The organism is Halomonas faecis (assembly GCF_010993975.1).
Classification (GTDB): domain Bacteria; phylum Pseudomonadota; class Gammaproteobacteria; order Pseudomonadales; family Halomonadaceae; genus Halomonas; species Halomonas faecis.
The window spans coordinates 430,750-448,481 of sequence record NZ_JAACZO010000011.1 but is presented as its reverse complement, the minus strand read 5'-3'; the positions used below and the strand labels follow the sequence as shown (position 1 = coordinate 448,481).

Here is a 17,732-nt window from a genome sequence, read left to right as displayed (position 1 = left end):
TTGAGCGTTGTCATAGGTAGAAGCTCTCTGCCAAAGAGCCCACGATGAGCTGCCAGCCGTCCACCAGCACGAACAGCATCAGCTTGAAAGGCAATGAGATGGTGACTGGCGGCACCATCATCATCCCCAGCCCCATCAGTGTGCTGGCCACCACCAGGTCGATGATCAGGAAGGGAATGAAGATGGTGAAACCGATCTGGAAAGCGGTCTTCAGTTCGCTGGTGACGAAGGCCGGAACCAGTATGCGGAAGGGGACGTCTTCCGGCCCCTGCAGGGTGCCTACCTCGCCGAGGCGGGCAAACAGGGCGATATCGGGTTCGCGGGTCTGGGCCAGCATGAACTCGCGCACCGGCACCTGGGCGCGAACGAGGAACTCCTCGAAGTTGATCTCTTCGTTGGAGAGCGGCATCCAGGCCGTTTCATAGACGTTGCCGATCACCGGCGACATGATGAAGAAGGTCAGAAAGAGAGCGAGCCCAAGGAGTACCTGGTTGGGCGGAGTTGCCTGCGTGCCCATGGCCGTCCTCAGCAGGCTGAAGACGATGATGATACGGGTGAAGCTGGTCATCATCAGCACGACCGCCGGCAGGAAGGCCAGCGAGCTGAGCAGCAGCAGTGTTTGCAGCGATAGTGACCACTGCTGGCCGCCACCCTCCAGTGGCTGGCTGACGATGCCGGGAATCTCCTGGGCCAATGCGACGTTGCCAGCGGCCAACGACAGCAAGGCGCCCAGTGCGACGAGCGCCAGAGTGCGCATCATGACTCCCCCCGGCCGCTGCCTCCCAGGCCGGCATTGTTGCGTAGTGCGCGGGCGAAACGGGTGGCAAAGCGCGTATCGCCAGTAGCGGTGGCCTCAGCTGTGGCATCGCCCGGGGCCGGTGCGGGCAGTTCGTGCAGCTTGGTGACCTGTCCGCCACCCACGCCGAGTACCAGCCAGGTATCGTCGATCTCGACGATCACCAGCCGTTCGCGACCGCCCAGAGTCGTGCTGGCCACCACCCGCAGATGGCGCCCGGTGACCTGGGAATGGCCACCCCAACGGCGCAGTAGCGCCGTGCATACCAGTATGATGACGATGACCAGCGCCAGGGCAGCCGCTGTCTTGCCTAGAGTGGCCATGCCCACCAGGCTATCGCCGCTGGATGAGAGCGCGTCGAACCCGGTTGCCGACGCTTCTGATGCCGGGGTGTCGCTCATCGATTGAGTTTCTGCACGCGTTCGGACGGCGTGATGATTTCGGTGATGCGGATGCCGTACTTGTCGTCGACCACCACCACTTCACCCTGGGCGATCAGGTAGCCGTTGATGAGGATGTCCATCGGCTCCCCGGCCAGGCCATCCAGCTCGACCACGGAGCCCTGAGCCAGTTCCAGTAGCTGCTTGATGGTGAGCTTGGTGCGGCCCAGCTCGACGGTGAGCTGAACCGGGATGTCCATGATCATTTCCAGATCACGCGGGGCCGTGCTGTCGGCGCCCTTGTCCAGGGGGCGGAACACCTGGTCGCCGGCGGATTGCGCGGGTGCCTTGGGCTGGGCCTCTTCGGCAGGCGCATCCTCGGCAGCGGATTCTGCCGATTCCTGTTCGGCGAGGGCTTCAGCCCAAGGGTCTGCCTCATCCTCGGCCGATGCGTCTTCGCCGGATGGCTGCTCAGCGGCGCGCTGTTCGGCCATCGCTTCCGCCCAGGGGTCATCCTCGGCGGGCGTGTCGGCGTCTCCCTGTTCGGACATGGCGGCCGCCCAGTCATCGTCGGAGACGTTCTGATCGGGTTTCTTGGGATCAGTCATGCTTGGAGTCCTTGGCTTGCGGCGCAGTGCCCTTGATGAAGTCGTCGGGTGATGAGGAGTGCTGCGCTCCATGGTCGATGATGCGGAGGACGCGCAGGGCGCGCTGGTCATGCTGGCTTCCGTACTCGCATTCCATCACGGGCACGCCATCCACGTTGGCCGTCACGGTTTCCGGAAGCTCGAAAGGCAGTATGTCCCCCACCTTCAATGCCATCACGTGAGCGATGCGACTGGAGATGGTGGCGAAGTTGGCCACCAGTTCCACTTCGGAGTGGCGAAGTTCGCCCGCCATGCGCTGGGTCCAGGTGCTGTCCTGACTGTGGTTGCCATCGCTGAGCGGATTGGCAAGCAGATCGCGAAGCGGCTCGATCATCGAGTAGGGGATGCAGATCTGGAAGCTGCTGGTGAGATTGCCCACCTCGATGTTGAAGCTCGTATTGACCACGATCTCGTTGGGTGAGTTGGTGATATTGGCGAACTTCGACTGCATCTCACTGCGCAGGTAGCTGATCTCCAGCGGATAGACGGACTTCCACGACTCGGAGTAGGCATCGATGGCCAGCGAAAGCAGCCGCTGGATGATGCGCTGTTCGGTATTGGTGAACTCGCGCCCCTCGGATTTGGTGAGGAACCGACCATCACCGCCGAACAGGTTGTCCACCACCATGAAGACCAGGTTGGGCGGAAACACGATCAGCGCCGAACCGCGCAGCGGTTTCATGGCGATGATGTTGATGTTGGTGGGCACCGGCACATTGCGCGAAAAATCGCTGTAGCTCTGGTACCTCACGCTGTCCACGGTGATGTCGGCACTGCGCCGCAGCAGGTTGAACAGCCCCATGCGGAAATGCCGCGCGAAGCGCTCGTTAATGATGTCGAGTGCCTGCAGGCGCTCGCGAATGATTCGATGCTGGGTGGCCGGGTCGTAGGGGCGCACGCGGGAGTCACCGTCGCCGTGCGAGGTGGACTCCTCATCACCGCTCACGCCCTTGAGCAGCGCGTCGATCTCTTCCTGTGACAGCAGGTCGTCTTGGGACATGGTTGTCGGCCAGCGCTATTGGACGATGAACTCGGTGAACAGGACTTCCCGTATCTCCAGGGGAGGCTGCCGTTCGGTGAGGGGGTCGGAAAGCGTTGCGATGACTTCCTGAGAGAGCTGGCGCTTGCCTTCCGGCGAGGTCAGATCCTGGGCTTCCTTGCCGGAAAACAGCGTCAGCAGTCGGCTGCGTACCTGGGGCATGTGTTCTTCGAGGATGTTGCGGGACTCCTGGTTGTCGACCTTGAGCGAAATGCCGGCATACAACAATCGCGAGCCATAGCGATCATCGGCGAGGTTGACCGTGAAGGGGTCGATGGTCACGAAGATGGGCGACTGACGTTCGACCTGCTGCGACTGGAGGTTGTCGTCGGCATTGCCTTCGTTGTTCATCACCATGTAGATCGCAACCCCTGCTGCCGCGCTGGAAAGCAATACCAGCACCAGGAGTAGCCACAGAAGCTTGGAAGAGCCACCCTTCGAGTTTGCCATTGCCCTGCCTTTCGTGATCGATTGTCGTTAAAGAGTCGTTGTGCGAAAAATCGCCATTGTGTCCTGGCGATCATGCCGACGATGGCGAAAACACGCCACAGGAACGCCGCTATCTCGGGTTTTCATCGTGGGCCGGCCGCGAGCTCTCCTTGCCTCATGCATAGAGATTCACACGACCATCCAGCGTTACCTCGTTGGCCATGCCGTCGGATGCTGGCATGCCATCACCCGTGGTGCCATCCGCGGATAGCTCAGCGCCAGCCGGGCCATGTCTGCCTTCGTTGCCCGCAAATGTCTGTCCTTCCTGCTGGCGCTGTTCGCCCACGGAGGTTTCGCTCAAATCGATGCCCTGCTCGGCCAGGGCGTCCCGTAGCTGGGGAAGCGCTTGCTCGATGGCCTGGCGCACCTGGGCGTGGGCCGATAGGAATTGCGCCTGGGCACCTTGTTCGGTCATCTTGAGCGTTACCGAAAGCGGTCCGAGTTCAGCCGGGTGCAGGCGCATCTCGATTTGCTGCTCGCCGCCGCCCTGGCGTGCGAACTGCACCAGCTGTTGACCCAGTTGTCCCGGCCAAGCCGGACTCTGCACGGGGGCGCTCAAGGTCGCTTGACTGGGCATGCCGCCGGTACCGGTGGCCGACGTCATGGTCTGCGCGAAGGTCGTACCGTTCTGGGCGTTGGCAGTGCCGCCAGCTAAACTCGCCGCGGCCTCGTTGGCCAAGGCTCGTCCACCTTCGCTGCCTGTTACAAGCGGTGCAGCGCTCTGGCGCTCCGTCATGATTGCCGCTTCGACGGCCTTGGCATCCAGCGCGGAGGCAGCCGGGCGCGATCCCGCATTGTCGGTGACCGACGCTTCCCGCCGCTGGCCGCTCAGCAGGCTCTCCAGCGAAGCGCCTTCGGCGCGCTGAGTAACCTGAGTGGCGGAACCGGAACGCTCTGAAACCGAACGCTCACCACTGCCCGAGGGCGCGCGAGCCTGGCGCATGTCATTGGCCACGGCGGCGAGCGCCTGTTGGAGAGCGGCCACGGCGGTTTCGTCAGCGGTCTGCTGGCTCGTATCGTCGCGCTGTATGGCCGCTTCGATGGCCTCCGCCGTTGCCTTGTCGAGAGCCCCGCCATCGATCAGCTCGGCCAGTGCTTCCCTCAACGCGGCGTCGGGCAGGGCAGCGGCCTGTGCCTCATCCGACTGGCGGACGGTGCCTCGTTCGGCCATGGCCGCTTCGATGCGTTGCCGAATGGCTTCCAGATCTGCCTGAGTGTCGGGCGACTCCGCCTGTAGAGCCTCGGCCGATGCGTTGGCAAGTCCATGGGCGGCGAGCGCTACGGCCAGAGCGTTGGCCTGCCCCGCGCTGCCTGGTTGGGGGTCGGTGGAGGTTGACAACTGGGCCTTGGCCTGTTTCGCGAGCTGGGCCAGGTCTGCTCCGGTTTGCTGTCCTGTATTGGCCAGCTTCGCCAAATCGTTGCTAGCTTGGCGCCCGGCATTGGCCAGATTCTGGGCAAACTGCCCATCGAGCGAAGCCCCGCCCTGCGTCTTGGGTGTCGGCTTACCCGTCTGGGCGGCCAGCAGCATTTGAATGTCCATAGCCATCTCCTGACTTGCCTCAGGTCTCGCGGGGGGCGTTGCGCTCGCGCAGCAAACGTCCCGATGCCAGTTCGTCGCTCAGGCGCTGCTCACGGCGCGCTTCGCGTTTGTGTCGTTCGGCTTCACGGCGTGACGACAGGGTATCGTAAGCCGAGAGTCGTTGCTGCTCCTCCTGCCATTCATGCTGGCGCCGGGCCACGCGCTGGCGCTGCTCGTGCAGCGCCTGGCGAGCGCGTTCCAGCGCGGCATCCAGCGAAGCGAGGAACTGTTGGTAATTGTGCATGCTGGCCGGGTCGATGCCGTTGCGCATCGCCTGCTGCAGGCGTTCTGCGTATTCGTAGCGGTAGCGGGTCAGCGATTCGAGCTGAGCGTTGACCTGCTGTTCGCTCTGGCGTTCTCCTGCCAGTGCCTGCCCCGCCTGGTCACGGGCATTGCGCGCCAGCTCGCTGAGCATGTCGAGCTGTGAGGTGGCACTCATGGCTTGCCTCCCACGGTATTTTCCAGTTGCTCGCGGGCCGTGGCGATCGAGGCGCTCTCTTGCATGCCCTGCTGGAGGAAGCGTTCCAACGAGGGGTAGCGCTGTACGGCATCGTCGAGCTGCGGATCGTGACCGGGCGTATAGGCGCCCACGCTGATCAGATCGCGATTGCGCTGGTAGCGCGAGAAGAGCTGCTTGAAGGATTGCGCCATGCTGAGCTGCTCGTCGTCGATGATGTGCGTCATGGCGCGGCTGATGGAAGCCTCGATGTCGATGGCCGGATAGTGGCCGGCTTCGGCGAGGGTGCGCGACAGCACGATGTGACCGTCGAGAATGGCCCGAGCCGAATCGGCGATGGGGTCCTGCTGGTCGTCGCCCTCGGTGAGTACCGTATAGAAAGCGGTGATCGAACCGCGGCCGCGTTCGGCGTTGCCGGCGCGTTCCACCAGGCCGGGAATCTTGGCGAACACCGAGGGTGGATAGCCCTTGGTGGCCGGTGGCTCGCCGATGGCCAGGGCAATCTCGCGCTGGGCCATGGCGTAGCGAGTCAGTGAATCCATGATCAGCAATACGTTCTGGCCTCGATCGCGGAAGCCCTCGGCGAGTCGCGTGGCATAGGAAGCGCCCTGCAGGCGCTGCAGCGGCGAGGTGTCGGCCGGTGCGGCGACGACGACGGCCCGCCGGCGCCCTTCCTCGCCGAGGATATTGTCGATGAAGTCCTGTACCTCGCGTCCACGCTCGCCGATCAAGCCCACCACGATGACGTCGGCGCGGGTGTAGCGGGCCATCATGCCGAGTAGCACCGACTTGCCCACGCCGGAGCCGGCGAACAATCCCATGCGCTGGCCGCGGCCGATGGCCAGCAGGGCGTTAATGGCGCGAATGCCCACGTCGATCTGCGCTTCGATGGGGGCGCGCGACAGCGGGTTGAGCGGCGGCGAGGTGAGCGGGGCGCGCGGTGCGGATTCCAGTGGCCCCAGGCCGTCGAGCGGTTGGCCGTTGCCGTCGACGATGCGTCCCAGCAGTGTCTCGCCCAGCGGGAAGCGCCGTGCGGCGTGGTCGGGGCCGTCGCCGAGCGGGAAGACCCGCGCACCGGGCATCAGGCCGGTGATTTCTGAAAGCGGCATCAGGAAGAGCTTCTCTCCGGCAAAGCCGACGACTTCGGCTTCGGCAAAGCGAGCCGGCTCGTTGCCGCTGAGAGAGGGGAGCTCGATGCGACAGGCGTTGCCCAATGCCACGCGCAGTCCCACGGCTTCGATGACCATGCCGGTGGCACGCAGCACACGCCCGCTGGTGCGGAAGGCTGGCACGCTCTCGACCCGCTCGCGCACATGAGACAGCGTCTGCTGCCAGCGTGCGTGATGTGGGTTGTGTGCCACGGCCTCGTGCATCGGGGTCTCCATCAGTCGTCGCGGTCCGCTGCGGTAGTGCGACGGCGGACCTGGGATTTGACCGCCTGCCAGCGGCTTTCCCAGGTGGCGTCGAGTTCGCCGCTGGCACTGGTCACGCGGCAGCCTCCACGGGTCAGCTGATCGTCGGGCTGCAGCTTCCAGCCGGCGGCATGCAATTCCTCGCCCAGATGCTTCTCCACCAGCTTGTGGTCCAGCGGATGCAGCCACAGGCGTTGTTGGCCGGTTAGGGGCGGTTCGCTGTGCAGCAGGGCGCGAATCAGCTCGAGGATCTGGCGCGGACGCGTCTTCAAGGCATCGCCGGCCAGCTGTTTGCCGGTCGACAGGGCCAGTGCCACGAGGTCGTCGCCGATCTGTTCGTCGAGTTCGTCCAGCGCCTGGCTGAATGACTGGGCCAGCGGTGCCAGGGGCGCAAGGGCTTCGCGGGTGCGCTCATCGAGCTCGCGCTCGGCCTGCTGGCGGCCCTCTTCGATACCTTGGGCCTGGCCTTCGTGACGGCCTTTCTCGTACCCAGCTCGATAGCCCTCTTCGCGAGCCTGCTCGCGGACCGATTCGCGCAGCGCCTCGAGTTCGGCGCGCTGACGTTCGGCGGCCCGTCGGTTGGCCGCCTCGCGCTGGGCCCGTTCGGAAGAGTTTGTGCCTTCCTCGGATGGCTGGCGGCGTGCGCCGGGGGCCAACTCGCCCATGCGCCAGCGCTGCCAGGCACCGTTGCGTTCGATGGGTACGGAAGGCCGGTCAGACATAGGTTTCGTCTCCACCGCTCAGCACGATCTCGCCGGCATCGGCAAGACGGCGCACCACCTGCAGGATCGCCTTCTGTTCGGCCTCCACCTGGGAGACGCGAATGGGGCCGCGGGCTTCCATGTCTTCGCGCATGAGGTCGGCGGCGCGGCGCGACATGTTGCGCAGGAATTTCTCCATGAGCGAGTCGGGCGCGCCTTTGAGCGCGACTACCAGGGAGTTGGTGTCGATCTCCTTGAGCACCAGCTGGATACTGCGGTCGTCCAGATCGAGGAGGTTTTCGAACAGGAACATCTCGTCGATGATCTTTTGCGCCAGATCCTCGCTGTGCGCGCGTACCGTCTCGATGGCGGTCTCTTCCTGATTGGAATTCATCAGGTTGAGGATCTCCGCAGCGGTTCTCACGCCGCCCATCTTGCTGCGCTTGAGGTTCTGGCCGTCGAGCATGCCCGACAGCACCTCGGTGAGCTCCTGAAGGGCTGCCGGCTGCACGCCGCTGAAGGTGGCGATACGCAGGACCACGTCGTTGCGTAGCTTGTCATCGAACAGCTCGAGCACGTCGGCGGCCTGGTGGCGCTCCAGGTGCACGAGAATGGTGGCGATGATCTGTGGGTGCTCATCGCGGATCAACTCCGACACCATGGAGGGTTCCATGAGGTTGAGCGAGTCGATGCCGGAGCTGGTGCTGGAGCTCTCCAGCACGTCCTCGATCAGGCTGGTGGCGCGCTCGCTGCCCAGGGCCTTGGTCAGCACGGAGCGGATGTGCTCGCTGGAGTTGAGGTTGAGCGCGATGAACTCTTCGGTCTCGTCGCTGAACTCCTGCAGCACTTTCTGCATGTCCTCATGGGAGACTTGACCGAGCTCGGCCATCTCCATGCTGAGCTGCTGGATCTCCTTGGGCGGCAGGAACTTGAACACCTCGGCCGCGCTGTCCTCGTCCAGCGCAAGCATCAGGATGGCACTGCGGCGCATGCCGCTCATGGCTTTGGTCGGCGCGGCACTCATTCCTTGTTCATCCAGTTGCGTACGATCATGGCTATCATGCGCGGATCCTCCTGGGCCATTTCGCGCAGCTCGGTCAGGTGGTCCTCATACGCAGAGGACTTGCGACGCCGTTTGGGCTTGGGATAGGGGCGCTCTTCCTCGCCCTCGACCATCGCTTGATCCCCACCTTCGCCCGCTTCTTCGTCGCCGACCCGCACGCTCAGCGCGCCGCCCGGCGTGGCCGTGGAGAGCACCGGCTGCTGGGTGTAGCGCTTGATCAGCGGGCGCAGGATGAGCAGATAGGTGAGCAGGATGCCCAAGGCCACCAGCAGGTAGCGGCCGATGGTCAGGGCCAGGGCATGGACCTCGGGCGACTGCCACCACTCGATGGCTTCGTCGTCGTCGGTAGCGCGACTGAACGGGCTGTTGACCACCTCGATCTCGTCGCCACGTGCTTGGGAGAAGCCCATGGCTTGACGAATGAGTCGCTCGATCTGAGCGATTTCCTCGTCGCTGAGCGGGGTGGGCTCCCATTCGCCGTCGTCGTTGCGCTCTTCCCGATAGTCGACCACCACGGCGGCGGAGAGGCGCTCCACGCGACCGCGGCGGTGCTGGACATGCTCGACGCTGCGATCCACTTCGTAGTTGACCACGTCGTCCTGGCGCAGGTTGTTTAGCTCCGGTGCTTCTTCCTGCTCGGCTGCATCGCCTTCGCCGTCGTCTCCTTCGGCTGCGTCGTCGTCGGCGTCGCCTTCCGGGTTGGCGATGGGAGAGGGCGCAGTACCGGGCGGCGTGTTGCTCAGCGCGCCGGGAATGCCCATGGCGAGATCGTCGCCGCCATCGTAGGAGAGCGATGACTGACGGCTGCGTATGGCGGCTTCATTGGGCGCCTGGTTGGGGGCGTAACGTTCGGCGGTCTGCTCGCGGCGCGAGAAGTCGATCTGGGCGGCCACCTGGGCACGTACCCGATCGCGGCCCAGTAGGGGGATGAGGATGTTCTCGATGCGCTGCTGGTAGGAGTGCTCGACTTCAGCGATGTAGTCGAGTTGGGTGCCGTCGAGGTCGCCGCCGGCCGCGCTCTGGCGTGAGAGCAGGTTGCCGTCCTGGTCGACGACGGTCACGTCCTCGGCCGCCAGATCGGGAACGCTGCTCGAGACCATGTGGACGATGGCGCTTACCTGGCCTTCGCCCAGCACGCGACCCGCTTCGAGAGTTAGCACGACAGAGGCCTCGGCGGGCTTGCGATCGCGCACGAATACCGAGGCGCGGGCCATGGCCAGGTGTACACGGGCCCGATTGACGGGGCCTAGGGCCTGAATGGAGGTGGATAGTTCGCCTTCGAGGCCACGCTGGAAGTTCACCTGTTCGGCGAATTGGCTGACTCCGAAGGCTTGATCGTCCATCAGCTCGAAGCCGACGTTGCCGCCTCGCGGCAAACCCTGCTCGGCCAATTGCAAGCGTAGCGTATGCACCTGGTCGCTGGGCACCAGCAGAGCCTGGCCGCCCTGACTGAAACGATAGGGGACGCCGCGGCTATCGAGTTCGCTGATGATGCGTCCGCCGTCGGCTTCGCTGAGGTTGCTGTAGAGCACTCGGTACTCGGGGCTCTGGGCCCACATGATCAGCGCGGTCACGATGGCGATGAAGGCGGCGCCGCCAATGAGAAGGGCGACCAGGGGGTTGTTGCGCAAGGGGTCGAGCACACGCGCCAGCGAGCTCTGATCGGCAGAGTTCGCTCGCGAGTTGGTGCTGGCATCCTGGCGGTTCGGCGTCGTTGCGCCATTGCTCATGCGCACCCCCGAGAGAGCGCCATGCCCGCCTGGTTGGCCCTGATATCCCTTCTGGTTCGAGATGAAGGCATCGACTGCATCCGTCCATCGCTGTTATGAAGCCCGGCCGCGCGACGAATGTGGTTCGCGGGCAGCGGCGCAATTGTGATGGACGCCATTATCCAAGGCGCCGTCGATGCCAAAGGCAGGAAAAGCCAGGTTTTTACGTGCCATTTGGTGGCATGGCCGGCTGGGTGCGGCTGCTAGTCTGGCCCCACTCTCACCGAGTGCCCGCTAACATCCGACAGGGGTAACGCCGCATGAGCTCACCAGGCATCGAGTCCGCGCTCGCTCAGATGCAAAGCCTCGCCAGCCAAGCTGCCGGCCAGCCCGAAAAGGGCCAGCAGGTCTCCACCAGCGTGGGGCAGGGCGGGTTTGCCGACGAACTCCAGGCGTCGATCCGCCGCATCAACGAGCTGAAACAGACCGCCAATAGCCAGGCCGAGGCTTTTCAGGCTGGCGACCCAAACGTCGAGCTTAATGACGTGATGGTCGACATGCAGAAAGCCAGCGTTGCCTTCGAGATGGGCAAGCAGGTCCGCAGCCGCCTGATAACGGCCTACAAGGACATCATGAACATGCAGGTGTGAGCGGCTTGCCGATGCGCCGCTGCACGCCTGATGCGTCAGGCTTCCAGGTCGATCAGGCGCCCTTGGAATTCTTCCAGGCGTTCGGCAATGGCCAGCACCTCCTCCGGGGGAATCTGGCGTAGTACCTCGCCCGATTCCTGATCGACGATTCGGGTAATCACTTTAGACGCTTCCTGGTTGATCTCGAAGGAAACGCCGTACTGACGCAGTACTTCGTTGACTCGCTGAACCGGTTCGACCAGGTCGGCCTGGCTGGGCGCTTGTGCGTGACTCTGGGCGTCGGACAGGTGGCCGCCGGCATTGGGCAAGGCGCCCAGCACGTTTTCCTTGCGCTCCCTGGGCGTGGCCTCCGGCAAGACGGATGATACGGAAATCCCCTTGGCGTCGGACAGTGGCGATGTCATGGCGCTGTTTCCTTTTTGGTTATGGTCTGTTCCACAAGTAGAGTCCTGCTCTTCTGTTCTTTCGTTATCGGCGAGTACGTCGGAAACTTTAGCCCCTCGTCAGCTCGGCAAGCTTTTCTTCGGCTGTCAAATCGTATTGGGGCTGCCTTGACCTGGGTCATGGCGGCTTTGGTAGGGGTTGTCTAGCTTCTCTGCTACGTCAGGCGAATGCTAATGCAGCGTTTGTCACTTCCCATAGACAAGGCAGGGGCAAGGAAGCGATGCGCGACAATCAGCCGGTGACGGATAATGAGTACGTGATACGCGAGGGTCAGAATCTCATTTCCCGCACCGACATGAAGGGGCGCATCACCTATGCGTCACCCACCTTTTGCGAGGTCAGCGGCTACTCCCGCGAGGAGCTGGTGGGAGCGCCCCACAACGTCATCCGCCACCCTGACATGCCCGAGATCGCCTTCGCCAACCTCTGGGAAACCATCGAGGCGGGCGAGGTGTGGTCCGGCCTGGTGAAGAACCGGCGCAAGAACGGCGATTTCTACTGGGTGCATGCCAACGTGGTGCCCATCGTCGAAGAGGGCGAGGTGAAAGGCTACACCTCGGTGCGGGTCAAGCCGCGCGACGAGGACAAGGCGTATGCCGAAGATACGTACGCGCGCATTCGCGAGGGGCGAGCCCGTGGGATTGGCCTCGAACGCGGGCGTGTCGTGCGCACCGGCCTGTTCGGTCGGCTGAAACGCTGCGTGCCGCGCGGCCTGCAGGGGAACTTGCTGGTGGCGCTGCTGGTCGCCGTGATCGGTTTGCTGGCTGCCGATGTTCTGGCCTGGCAGTGGCGCCTGCTGACGGCGCTGATCGTGTCATCGCTGCTGGTCGGCGCCTGGCGGCGCCATGCGGGTGCCGTGGCACGCACGCGGGATTTTGCCATGCAGGTGGCGGCGGGCAACCTGGCTGCAGAGGCTCCGCCGGTCGGTCGCGATGGCCTGGGCGAGGTCATCGATGCCATGGCCATCATGCAGCGCAGCCTGGCGAACATTTCGGTGGACATCCACGATATCCTCGACACCGTGTCTAGCGAAACCGCCGAGCTGGAGCGCGACAACCGCAATCTGGCTTCGCATACCCGCCAGCAGTCCGATTCGCTGCAGCAGACCGCCGCCAGCATGGAAGAGTTGACGACTACCGTCCAGCAGAATGCGGCCAACACCGAGCAGGCGGAAAGCGAAGCGGACAAGGTGCGCCGAGCAGTGGGCGACAGTGATGAAGTCGTCAGCGAGCTGGTGGAGAGCATGCAGCAGATCGCCGCCAGCGCCGGCAAGATGACCCAGGCCATCGAGGCGATCGAGACCCTGGCTTTTCAGACTAACCTGCTGGCGCTCAACGCCTCGGTCGAGGCCGCCCGCGCCGGCGTTCATGGCCGGGGTTTCGCGGTGGTGGCCCAGGAGGTGCGCCGTCTGGCGGAGAGCTCCGCCGATTCGGCCGAGCACGTGCGTCGGCTCATCGACACCACCCTGGAAGACGTGGGCGTCGGTGAGCGGCGTATTGCCAGCCTCGAAAGCCACAACCGTGGCGTGGTCGAGGCGGTCAGTGGCATCGATACGCTGATTCGCGAGATCGCCACCGCGTCCCGCGAGCAGGCCATCGGCCTCGAGCAAATCAATCAGGCCGTGGTCGGGATGGATTCGTCGGTTCGCCAGAATGCCGAGCGGGTGTCCCATTCGGCGTCCCTGGGCACGCTGTTGGCCGAACAGGTCGATCAGTTGAGCGTGGCCATTTCGGCGCTGCGCCAGGCCGGTGAGGGCAACGAGTGGGTGAGCCGCGAGCAACGTTTCGAGGCGCACCGTTTGCAAAAGGTCGATGAGGCAACGGCAGCACCGGCATCGGCGGAGGTCGAATCCCTGCCCGCTCACGCGCTGTGATAGGCTCCACGGTTTCGATACGCATGTCGCAAGGAGTCGCGGGATTCATGATACCACCAGCGTTCGGTTCGATGTCCTTGACCCCTGCCGCCAACTGGGATGGACCTCAGGTAGCGGGTGGCCGGCCCCCTGTTCCGTTGCCTTCTTGCTGCCACTTTCTCGAACAGGCCAACGAGGCGCTCCTGCTGACCGATGCCGAGCACCGGATTCTGGTCATGAATCGCGCTTTCGGCGATTTCATCGGCTGCGCGGCCAATGCCCTCGTTGGCCAGCCGCTATCGGACTACCTGCTATCGCCCACCGCACTGCTGCACGATGAGTTCGATGACCGGTTCCGCGTGCAGGTGGAGTGTCGTCATGTCTCCGGGGAGCGGCGCCCGGCACTGTTGTCCGTGAGCCGCCTGCGCGACGCCACTGGAGGCGTCGAGCGTCACGTCATCGTGGTGACCGACCTTGCCGCCTTGATGGACAGTAGCCGGCCACAGAGCCAGGGGCGCGAAGTCTATTTCGATGCGCTCACCGGCCTGCCCAATCTGCAGCTGGTCACCCAGCTCATTCAGGACGCGCTCCAGCATGCCGAACGCACCGATGGCGAGTTGGCCGTGTGCTCCCTCGATCTCGATCACTTCAAGGCGATCAACGACCGGCTGGGCGAGTCGGCCGGAAACCTGCTGCTGTCCGGGCTCGCCCAACGCCTCAGCCACCTGCTGGGCGGTGACGAGGTACTGGCGCGCATCGGCGGCGACGAGTTCGTGGTGGTGATGCACCGCCGCGCCGAACATGCCTTCCTCGAGCAGCTGCAGAGCGCCATCCGTCAGCCCATTCTGATCGGCGATCAGTCGGTTCGGGTGTCGGCCAGCCTCGGGGTGACCCATTATCCGTATGACGCCGTGGATGGCGAGGTGCTGCTGCGCCATGCCACTCAGGCGATGTACCGGGCCAAGCAGCGCGGCCGCGATACCTACCACTGTTTCGATCCGGATCTGGACCAGGCCCTTCAGGTGCGCCAGGAACGTCGACGGCGTTTTGCTCAGGCCATCGATGGCGACGAACTGCGTCTCTATTACCAGCCCCAGGTGGACATGGCCAGCGGCGAGGTGGTCGGTGTCGAAGCTTTGGTGCGCTGGCAGCATCCGCAGGAAGGGCTGCTCGCCCCCGGGCTGTTCCTGCCCGATATCGCCGGCACGTCCCTGGAGATCGATCTGGGCGAGTGGGTGCTGTCCCAGGCTCTGTGTCAACTGCAGTCGTGGCGTGAGGCGGGCATCACGCTGCCGGTGAGCGTCAACATTTCGCCGGCCCACCTGCTCCAGGATGACTTTCCCGAGCGCCTTGCCGTACTGCTCGAGGCCAACCCTCAGGTACCGGCAAGGTTGCTCAAGCTGGAAGTGCTGGAAACCGCCGCCATGCACGACATCAATACGGCCATGGCCGTCATTCGGCAGTGCCAGACGCTGGGGGTGGACGTAGCGATCGACGATTTCGGCACGGGCTTCTCGTCGCTCACCTACCTGCGCCAGCTGCCGGTCGACCTGATCAAGATCGACAAGAGTTTCGTGCGCGACATGCTCTCCGACCCCGGCGACATGGCCATCATCGAGAGCATCATCTACATGGCCAATCGCTTCGACCGCGCCATGCTGGCGGAAGGCGTGGAAAGCCTGGAGCACGCCCGCGCCCTGTTCCGGGTCGGTTGCACGCTGGCCCAGGGTTTCGGCATCGCGCGGCCCATGCCGGCGGGTCGCGTGCCCGAATGGCTCGAAGAGTGGCCGCGGCGCGAGGAATGGACGGACCTTCAGCGGCCCATCGACGGTTCTCATCTCGTGTGACGGCCCTGCGATATCAAAACCCTAGCGAGACCCCATGAGTCACGAACTGCCCATCGAACGCATCATGCAGACTGGCCTGCTCACCTGCCAGCCCTCCACGCCGTTGTGCGAGGCCGCCCAGCGCATGGCCGAGCGCCAGTGCAGTTCCATCGTCGTCGTCGCGGCGGGGCGGGCGTTGGGCATCTGGACCGAACACGATGCCCTGGCCGTCGATTTTGCCGATCCCGCCAGCTTGCGGCGTCCCATCGGCGAGATGATGAGCCAGCCGGTGATCAGTCTGCCGCTCAGCACGCCCCTGGGGGAGGCGGCCATGCGCTTTGCCGCCGAAGGGCGACGCCATTTCCTGGTCGTCGACGACAGGGAAATGCCGCGTGGCATCCTCTCTCAGACCGATGTCGCGCTGAATCAGGGGCTCGAACCCTATCTGCGATTGCGTGAGGTCCAGGGTGCCATGCATCAACGCCCGCTGGTGTTGTTGGGCCACCAGTTGCTCTCCGAGGCGGCGTGCCACATGCGTGAGTTCGGCGGCGATGCCGCCGTGGTGCGATGCGTCGACGGTGAACTCGGCATTCTCACCGAGCGCGATCTGGTGCGTTTCGTCGCTCGACATCCTGGCGATACGCCGGTCGATGGCCTGGCCAGCCGGCCGCTGCTGACCGTGCGCCCGCACGACACCCTGATCGCCGCCCGCGACAGCCTGATCGACAACCGCGTTCGCCATCTTGCGGTACTCGATGATGCCGGCGAGGTCGTCGGCCTGCTCGGTTTCCGCGATATGCTGGCCGGTGCCGAGCAGCTCTACTTGCAGGATCTGCGCGAGGCCCTGGAGCAGCGCGACCATGCCTTGGCGCAATCGCGTCACAACCTTCAGCTCGCCGAACGGGTGATCGACTCCTCTCTGGAGGGCATCATCATCACCGATGCACAGAACCGCATCGAGTTCGTCAATCCGGCGTTCAGCCACATGACGGGCTATTCGGTGGAAGAGGTGCTGGGGCGGACCCCGCAGATTCTCTCTTCCGGCCGCCACGATGCCGCCTTCTATCGGCAGATGTGGGATACCCTGCAGCGTTGCGGCTATTGGCGAGGTGAAATCTGGAACCGTCGCAAGAGCGGCGAGCTCTATCTAGAGCTGCTCACCATTACCGCCATCAGCGACGAGGAGGGCAAGACCACCCACTACGCGGCGCTGTTCAACGACATCACCCACATTCGCGAGAACGAGGAGCGCATCAGGCGGCTGGCCTACTATGACGCCCTGACGGGCCTGCCCAATCGCCGTCTTCTCGAGGACCGCCTGGAGCTGGCGATTCGTCACGCTCACCGCAACCAGTCGCGGCTGGCGGTGATCTTTCTCGACCTCGACCACTTCAAGCAGGTCAACGACACCCTGGGCCATGCCATGGGCGACGAACTGCTGGTGGTCATTGCCGAGCGTCTGCAGACGCGCCTGCGCGAGGACGATACCCTCGCTCGCCTGGGCGGCGACGAGTTCCTGGTGCTGCTGCCCGACCTTGACGAGGTCGACGAGGCGACCCGCATCGCCCGCCGCTTGATCGAAGCGGTCAGCGAACCCAGTCAGCTCGGTGAACACAGCTTTCGGGTGGGGGCGAGTCTGGGCATCAGCCTCTACCCGGACGATGCCGATAGCGCCGAAGCGCTCATCCACGACGCCGATACGGCCATGTATCGCGCCAAGCAGGAGGGTCGCAACGCTTACCGTTTCTTCCGCGCCGCCATGAACCAGCAGGACGACCGGCAACTGATGCTTGAGACGGCGCTGCGTAACAGCCTGGAGACCGGAGAAGGCATCGAGGTCTATTACCAGCCGCTGTTCGAACGTGACGGCGGCCGCCTGCACAGCGCCGAAGCGCTGCTGCGCTGGCATCATCCGGTGTTCGGTAGCGTCTCGCCCGTCGACTTCATCCCGCTGGCCGAACGAGCGGGACTGATGGTACCGCTGGGCGAGCGCGTCATGCAGATGGTGTGTGCCCAGCTCGCTGCCTGGCAGCGTGAAGGGTGCGAGCCGGTGCCGGTGGCCGTCAACTTGTCTGCCCGCCAGTTCTGGCAGAACGATCTGCCCGGCCAGGTGGCAGCCATGCTCGAGGCCCATGGCCTGCCGCCAGGGCTGGTGGGCTTCGAGGTCACCGAGAGCACGCTGCTCGATAAGCAGCAGCAGGCCACGACCCTGCTGCAGGGGCTGCGTGACTTCGGCTGCAGCCTGGCCATCGACGACTTCGGCACCGGCTACTCCTCACTGAGCTACCTGCAGGATCTGCCCGTGACCACGCTCAAGATCGACCGCAGCTTCATCCAGCGCTTGGGGGAGGGCGAACGGGGCAGTGCCGCCATCGTTGCTGCGGTGACGGGCATGGCCCACGAGCTGGGCCTCAGCGTGGTCGCCGAGGGGGTGGAAACCGAGGCGCAACGCCGGGCGCTGCAGCGCTACCCGGTCGATCTGTTGCAGGGTTTTCTGTTCGGCTACCCGGTAGAGCCGGGCCAGTTTGCGCGCAGCCATCTGGCCAGCCAACAGCACGCCAACGTCTAGCTTGGCTTCCCCTGTTCATCTTGGGCGAAATAGCCGCTGAGCAGCGCCGCCAAGGCAGCGCAAATCAGGCTTTCGGTTGGTAGCCGATGCCAGTAGGCTAGTTGGCTGTTTCGCGTACA

General features: G+C 64.3%; 16 protein-coding genes. 4 read left to right on the top strand and 12 right to left on the bottom strand.

Annotated elements, in window-relative coordinates:
• Window positions 1–10 precede the first annotated feature (10 nt).
• The 11 genes from fliP to fliF all read right to left on the bottom strand — a co-directional run bounded on the left by fliP (window position 11) and on the right by fliF (window position 10,293).
• Entirely contained in the window at window positions 11–757 is a 747-nt protein-coding gene (gene fliP, locus GFD32_RS07535) for a flagellar type III secretion system pore protein FliP (protein ID WP_320416209.1), read from the bottom strand.
• Window positions 757–1,197, bottom strand: coding sequence for a flagellar biosynthetic protein FliO (gene fliO / locus GFD32_RS07530; protein WP_163575930.1), 441 nt, complete (start codon window positions 1,195–1,197; stop codon window positions 757–759). The genes fliP and fliO overlap by 1 nt, the downstream gene beginning before the upstream one ends.
• The gene (gene fliN / locus GFD32_RS07525; RefSeq protein ID WP_163575929.1) at window positions 1,194–1,784 is read right to left on the bottom strand and encodes a flagellar motor switch protein FliN; all 591 of its coding nucleotides are present in this window, start codon (window positions 1,782–1,784) and stop codon (window positions 1,194–1,196) included. The genes fliO and fliN overlap by 4 nt, the downstream gene beginning before the upstream one ends.
• Window positions 1,777–2,823, bottom strand: coding sequence for a flagellar motor switch protein FliM (gene fliM / locus GFD32_RS07520; protein WP_163575928.1), 1,047 nt, complete (start codon window positions 2,821–2,823; stop codon window positions 1,777–1,779). Before fliM ends, fliN begins: the two co-directional genes overlap by 8 nt.
• A 15-nt stretch (window positions 2,824–2,838) precedes the next feature.
• Window positions 2,839–3,312 carry a flagellar basal body-associated protein FliL gene (gene fliL / locus GFD32_RS07515; protein WP_163575927.1) on the bottom strand — a complete coding sequence of 158 codons (474 nt, stop codon included), beginning with the start codon at window positions 3,310–3,312 and terminating at the stop codon, window positions 2,839–2,841.
• A gap of 154 nt (window positions 3,313–3,466) precedes the next feature.
• Window positions 3,467–4,891 (bottom strand): flagellar hook-length control protein FliK, encoded by a 1,425-nt coding sequence (locus GFD32_RS07510; RefSeq protein WP_163575926.1) that lies wholly within the window; start codon window positions 4,889–4,891, stop codon window positions 3,467–3,469.
• Window positions 4,892–4,910: 19 nt separating this feature from the next.
• Entirely contained in the window at window positions 4,911–5,369 is a 459-nt protein-coding gene (gene fliJ / locus GFD32_RS07505; protein WP_163575925.1) for a flagellar export protein FliJ, read from the bottom strand.
• Entirely contained in the window at window positions 5,366–6,760 is a 1,395-nt protein-coding gene (gene fliI, locus GFD32_RS07500; protein ID WP_163575924.1) for a flagellar protein export ATPase FliI, read from the bottom strand. The genes fliJ and fliI overlap by 4 nt, the downstream gene beginning before the upstream one ends.
• An 11-nt stretch (window positions 6,761–6,771) precedes the next feature.
• Window positions 6,772–7,521, bottom strand: coding sequence for a flagellar assembly protein FliH (gene fliH, locus GFD32_RS07495; RefSeq protein WP_163575923.1), 750 nt, complete (start codon window positions 7,519–7,521; stop codon window positions 6,772–6,774).
• Entirely contained in the window at window positions 7,514–8,524 is a 1,011-nt protein-coding gene (fliG, locus tag GFD32_RS07490; RefSeq protein ID WP_089684376.1) for a flagellar motor switch protein FliG, read from the bottom strand. Before fliG ends, fliH begins: the two co-directional genes overlap by 8 nt.
• On the bottom strand, window positions 8,521–10,293 hold the full coding sequence (gene fliF / locus GFD32_RS07485; protein WP_163575922.1) for a flagellar basal-body MS-ring/collar protein FliF: 1,773 nt from the start codon (window positions 10,291–10,293) through the stop codon (window positions 8,521–8,523). Before fliF ends, fliG begins: the two co-directional genes overlap by 4 nt.
• Window positions 10,294–10,592: 299 nt before the next feature.
• Here fliF and fliE point away from each other — a divergent pair, with 299 nt between their 5' ends.
• The gene (gene fliE / locus GFD32_RS07480) at window positions 10,593–10,922 is read left to right on the top strand and encodes a flagellar hook-basal body complex protein FliE (protein WP_163575921.1); all 330 of its coding nucleotides are present in this window, start codon (window positions 10,593–10,595) and stop codon (window positions 10,920–10,922) included.
• 35 nt (window positions 10,923–10,957) lie between these two features.
• Here fliE and GFD32_RS07475 read toward each other — a convergent pair whose 3' ends face one another.
• Window positions 10,958–11,326: a flagellar protein FlaG gene (locus GFD32_RS07475; protein ID WP_163575920.1), complete on the bottom strand. Its 369-nt coding sequence runs from the start codon at window positions 11,324–11,326 to the stop codon at window positions 10,958–10,960.
• A 260-nt stretch (window positions 11,327–11,586) separates the two neighbouring features.
• Here GFD32_RS07475 and GFD32_RS07470 point away from each other — a divergent pair, with 260 nt between their 5' ends.
• Genes GFD32_RS07470 through GFD32_RS07460 form a run of 3 tightly spaced genes read left to right on the top strand, consistent with a single transcriptional unit; the run spans window position 11,587 to window position 17,613 of the window.
• Window positions 11,587–13,239: a methyl-accepting chemotaxis protein gene (locus GFD32_RS07470; RefSeq protein WP_163575919.1), complete on the top strand. Its 1,653-nt coding sequence runs from the start codon at window positions 11,587–11,589 to the stop codon at window positions 13,237–13,239.
• A 47-nt stretch (window positions 13,240–13,286) separates the two neighbouring features.
• A complete protein-coding gene (locus GFD32_RS07465) occupies window positions 13,287–15,065 on the top strand; it encodes a putative bifunctional diguanylate cyclase/phosphodiesterase (RefSeq protein ID WP_240455569.1) in 1,779 nt (592 codons plus the stop codon).
• A gap of 34 nt (window positions 15,066–15,099) precedes the next feature.
• Complete coding sequence (locus GFD32_RS07460; protein WP_163575918.1) at window positions 15,100–17,613, top strand: EAL domain-containing protein; 2,514 nt, start codon at window positions 15,100–15,102, stop codon at window positions 17,611–17,613.
• Window positions 17,614–17,732 lie beyond the last annotated feature (119 nt).

Coding starts and splice junctions, on each gene's coding strand:
- fliP (WP_320416209.1), bottom strand. CDS start 757: ATGCGCACTCTGGCGCTCGTCGCACTGGGCGCCTTGCTGTCGTTGGCC.
- fliO (WP_163575930.1), bottom strand. CDS start 1,197: ATGAGCGACACCCCGGCATCAGAAGCGTCGGCAACCGGGTTCGACGCG.
- fliN (WP_163575929.1), bottom strand. CDS start 1,784: ATGACTGATCCCAAGAAACCCGATCAGAACGTCTCCGACGATGACTGG.
- fliM (WP_163575928.1), bottom strand. CDS start 2,823: ATGTCCCAAGACGACCTGCTGTCACAGGAAGAGATCGACGCGCTGCTC.
- fliL (WP_163575927.1), bottom strand. CDS start 3,312: ATGGCAAACTCGAAGGGTGGCTCTTCCAAGCTTCTGTGGCTACTCCTG.
- GFD32_RS07510 (WP_163575926.1), bottom strand. CDS start 4,891: ATGGACATTCAAATGCTGCTGGCCGCCCAGACGGGTAAGCCGACACCC.
- fliJ (WP_163575925.1), bottom strand. CDS start 5,369: ATGAGTGCCACCTCACAGCTCGACATGCTCAGCGAGCTGGCGCGCAAT.
- fliI (WP_163575924.1), bottom strand. CDS start 6,760: ATGCACGAGGCCGTGGCACACAACCCACATCACGCACGCTGGCAGCAG.
- fliH (WP_163575923.1), bottom strand. CDS start 7,521: ATGTCTGACCGGCCTTCCGTACCCATCGAACGCAACGGTGCCTGGCAG.
- fliG (WP_089684376.1), bottom strand. CDS start 8,524: ATGAGTGCCGCGCCGACCAAAGCCATGAGCGGCATGCGCCGCAGTGCC.
- fliF (WP_163575922.1), bottom strand. CDS start 10,293: ATGAGCAATGGCGCAACGACGCCGAACCGCCAGGATGCCAGCACCAAC.
- fliE (WP_163575921.1), top strand. CDS start 10,593: ATGAGCTCACCAGGCATCGAGTCCGCGCTCGCTCAGATGCAAAGCCTC.
- GFD32_RS07475 (WP_163575920.1), bottom strand. CDS start 11,326: ATGACATCGCCACTGTCCGACGCCAAGGGGATTTCCGTATCATCCGTC.
- GFD32_RS07470 (WP_163575919.1), top strand. CDS start 11,587: ATGCGCGACAATCAGCCGGTGACGGATAATGAGTACGTGATACGCGAG.
- GFD32_RS07465 (WP_240455569.1), top strand. CDS start 13,287: ATGATACCACCAGCGTTCGGTTCGATGTCCTTGACCCCTGCCGCCAAC.
- GFD32_RS07460 (WP_163575918.1), top strand. CDS start 15,100: ATGAGTCACGAACTGCCCATCGAACGCATCATGCAGACTGGCCTGCTC.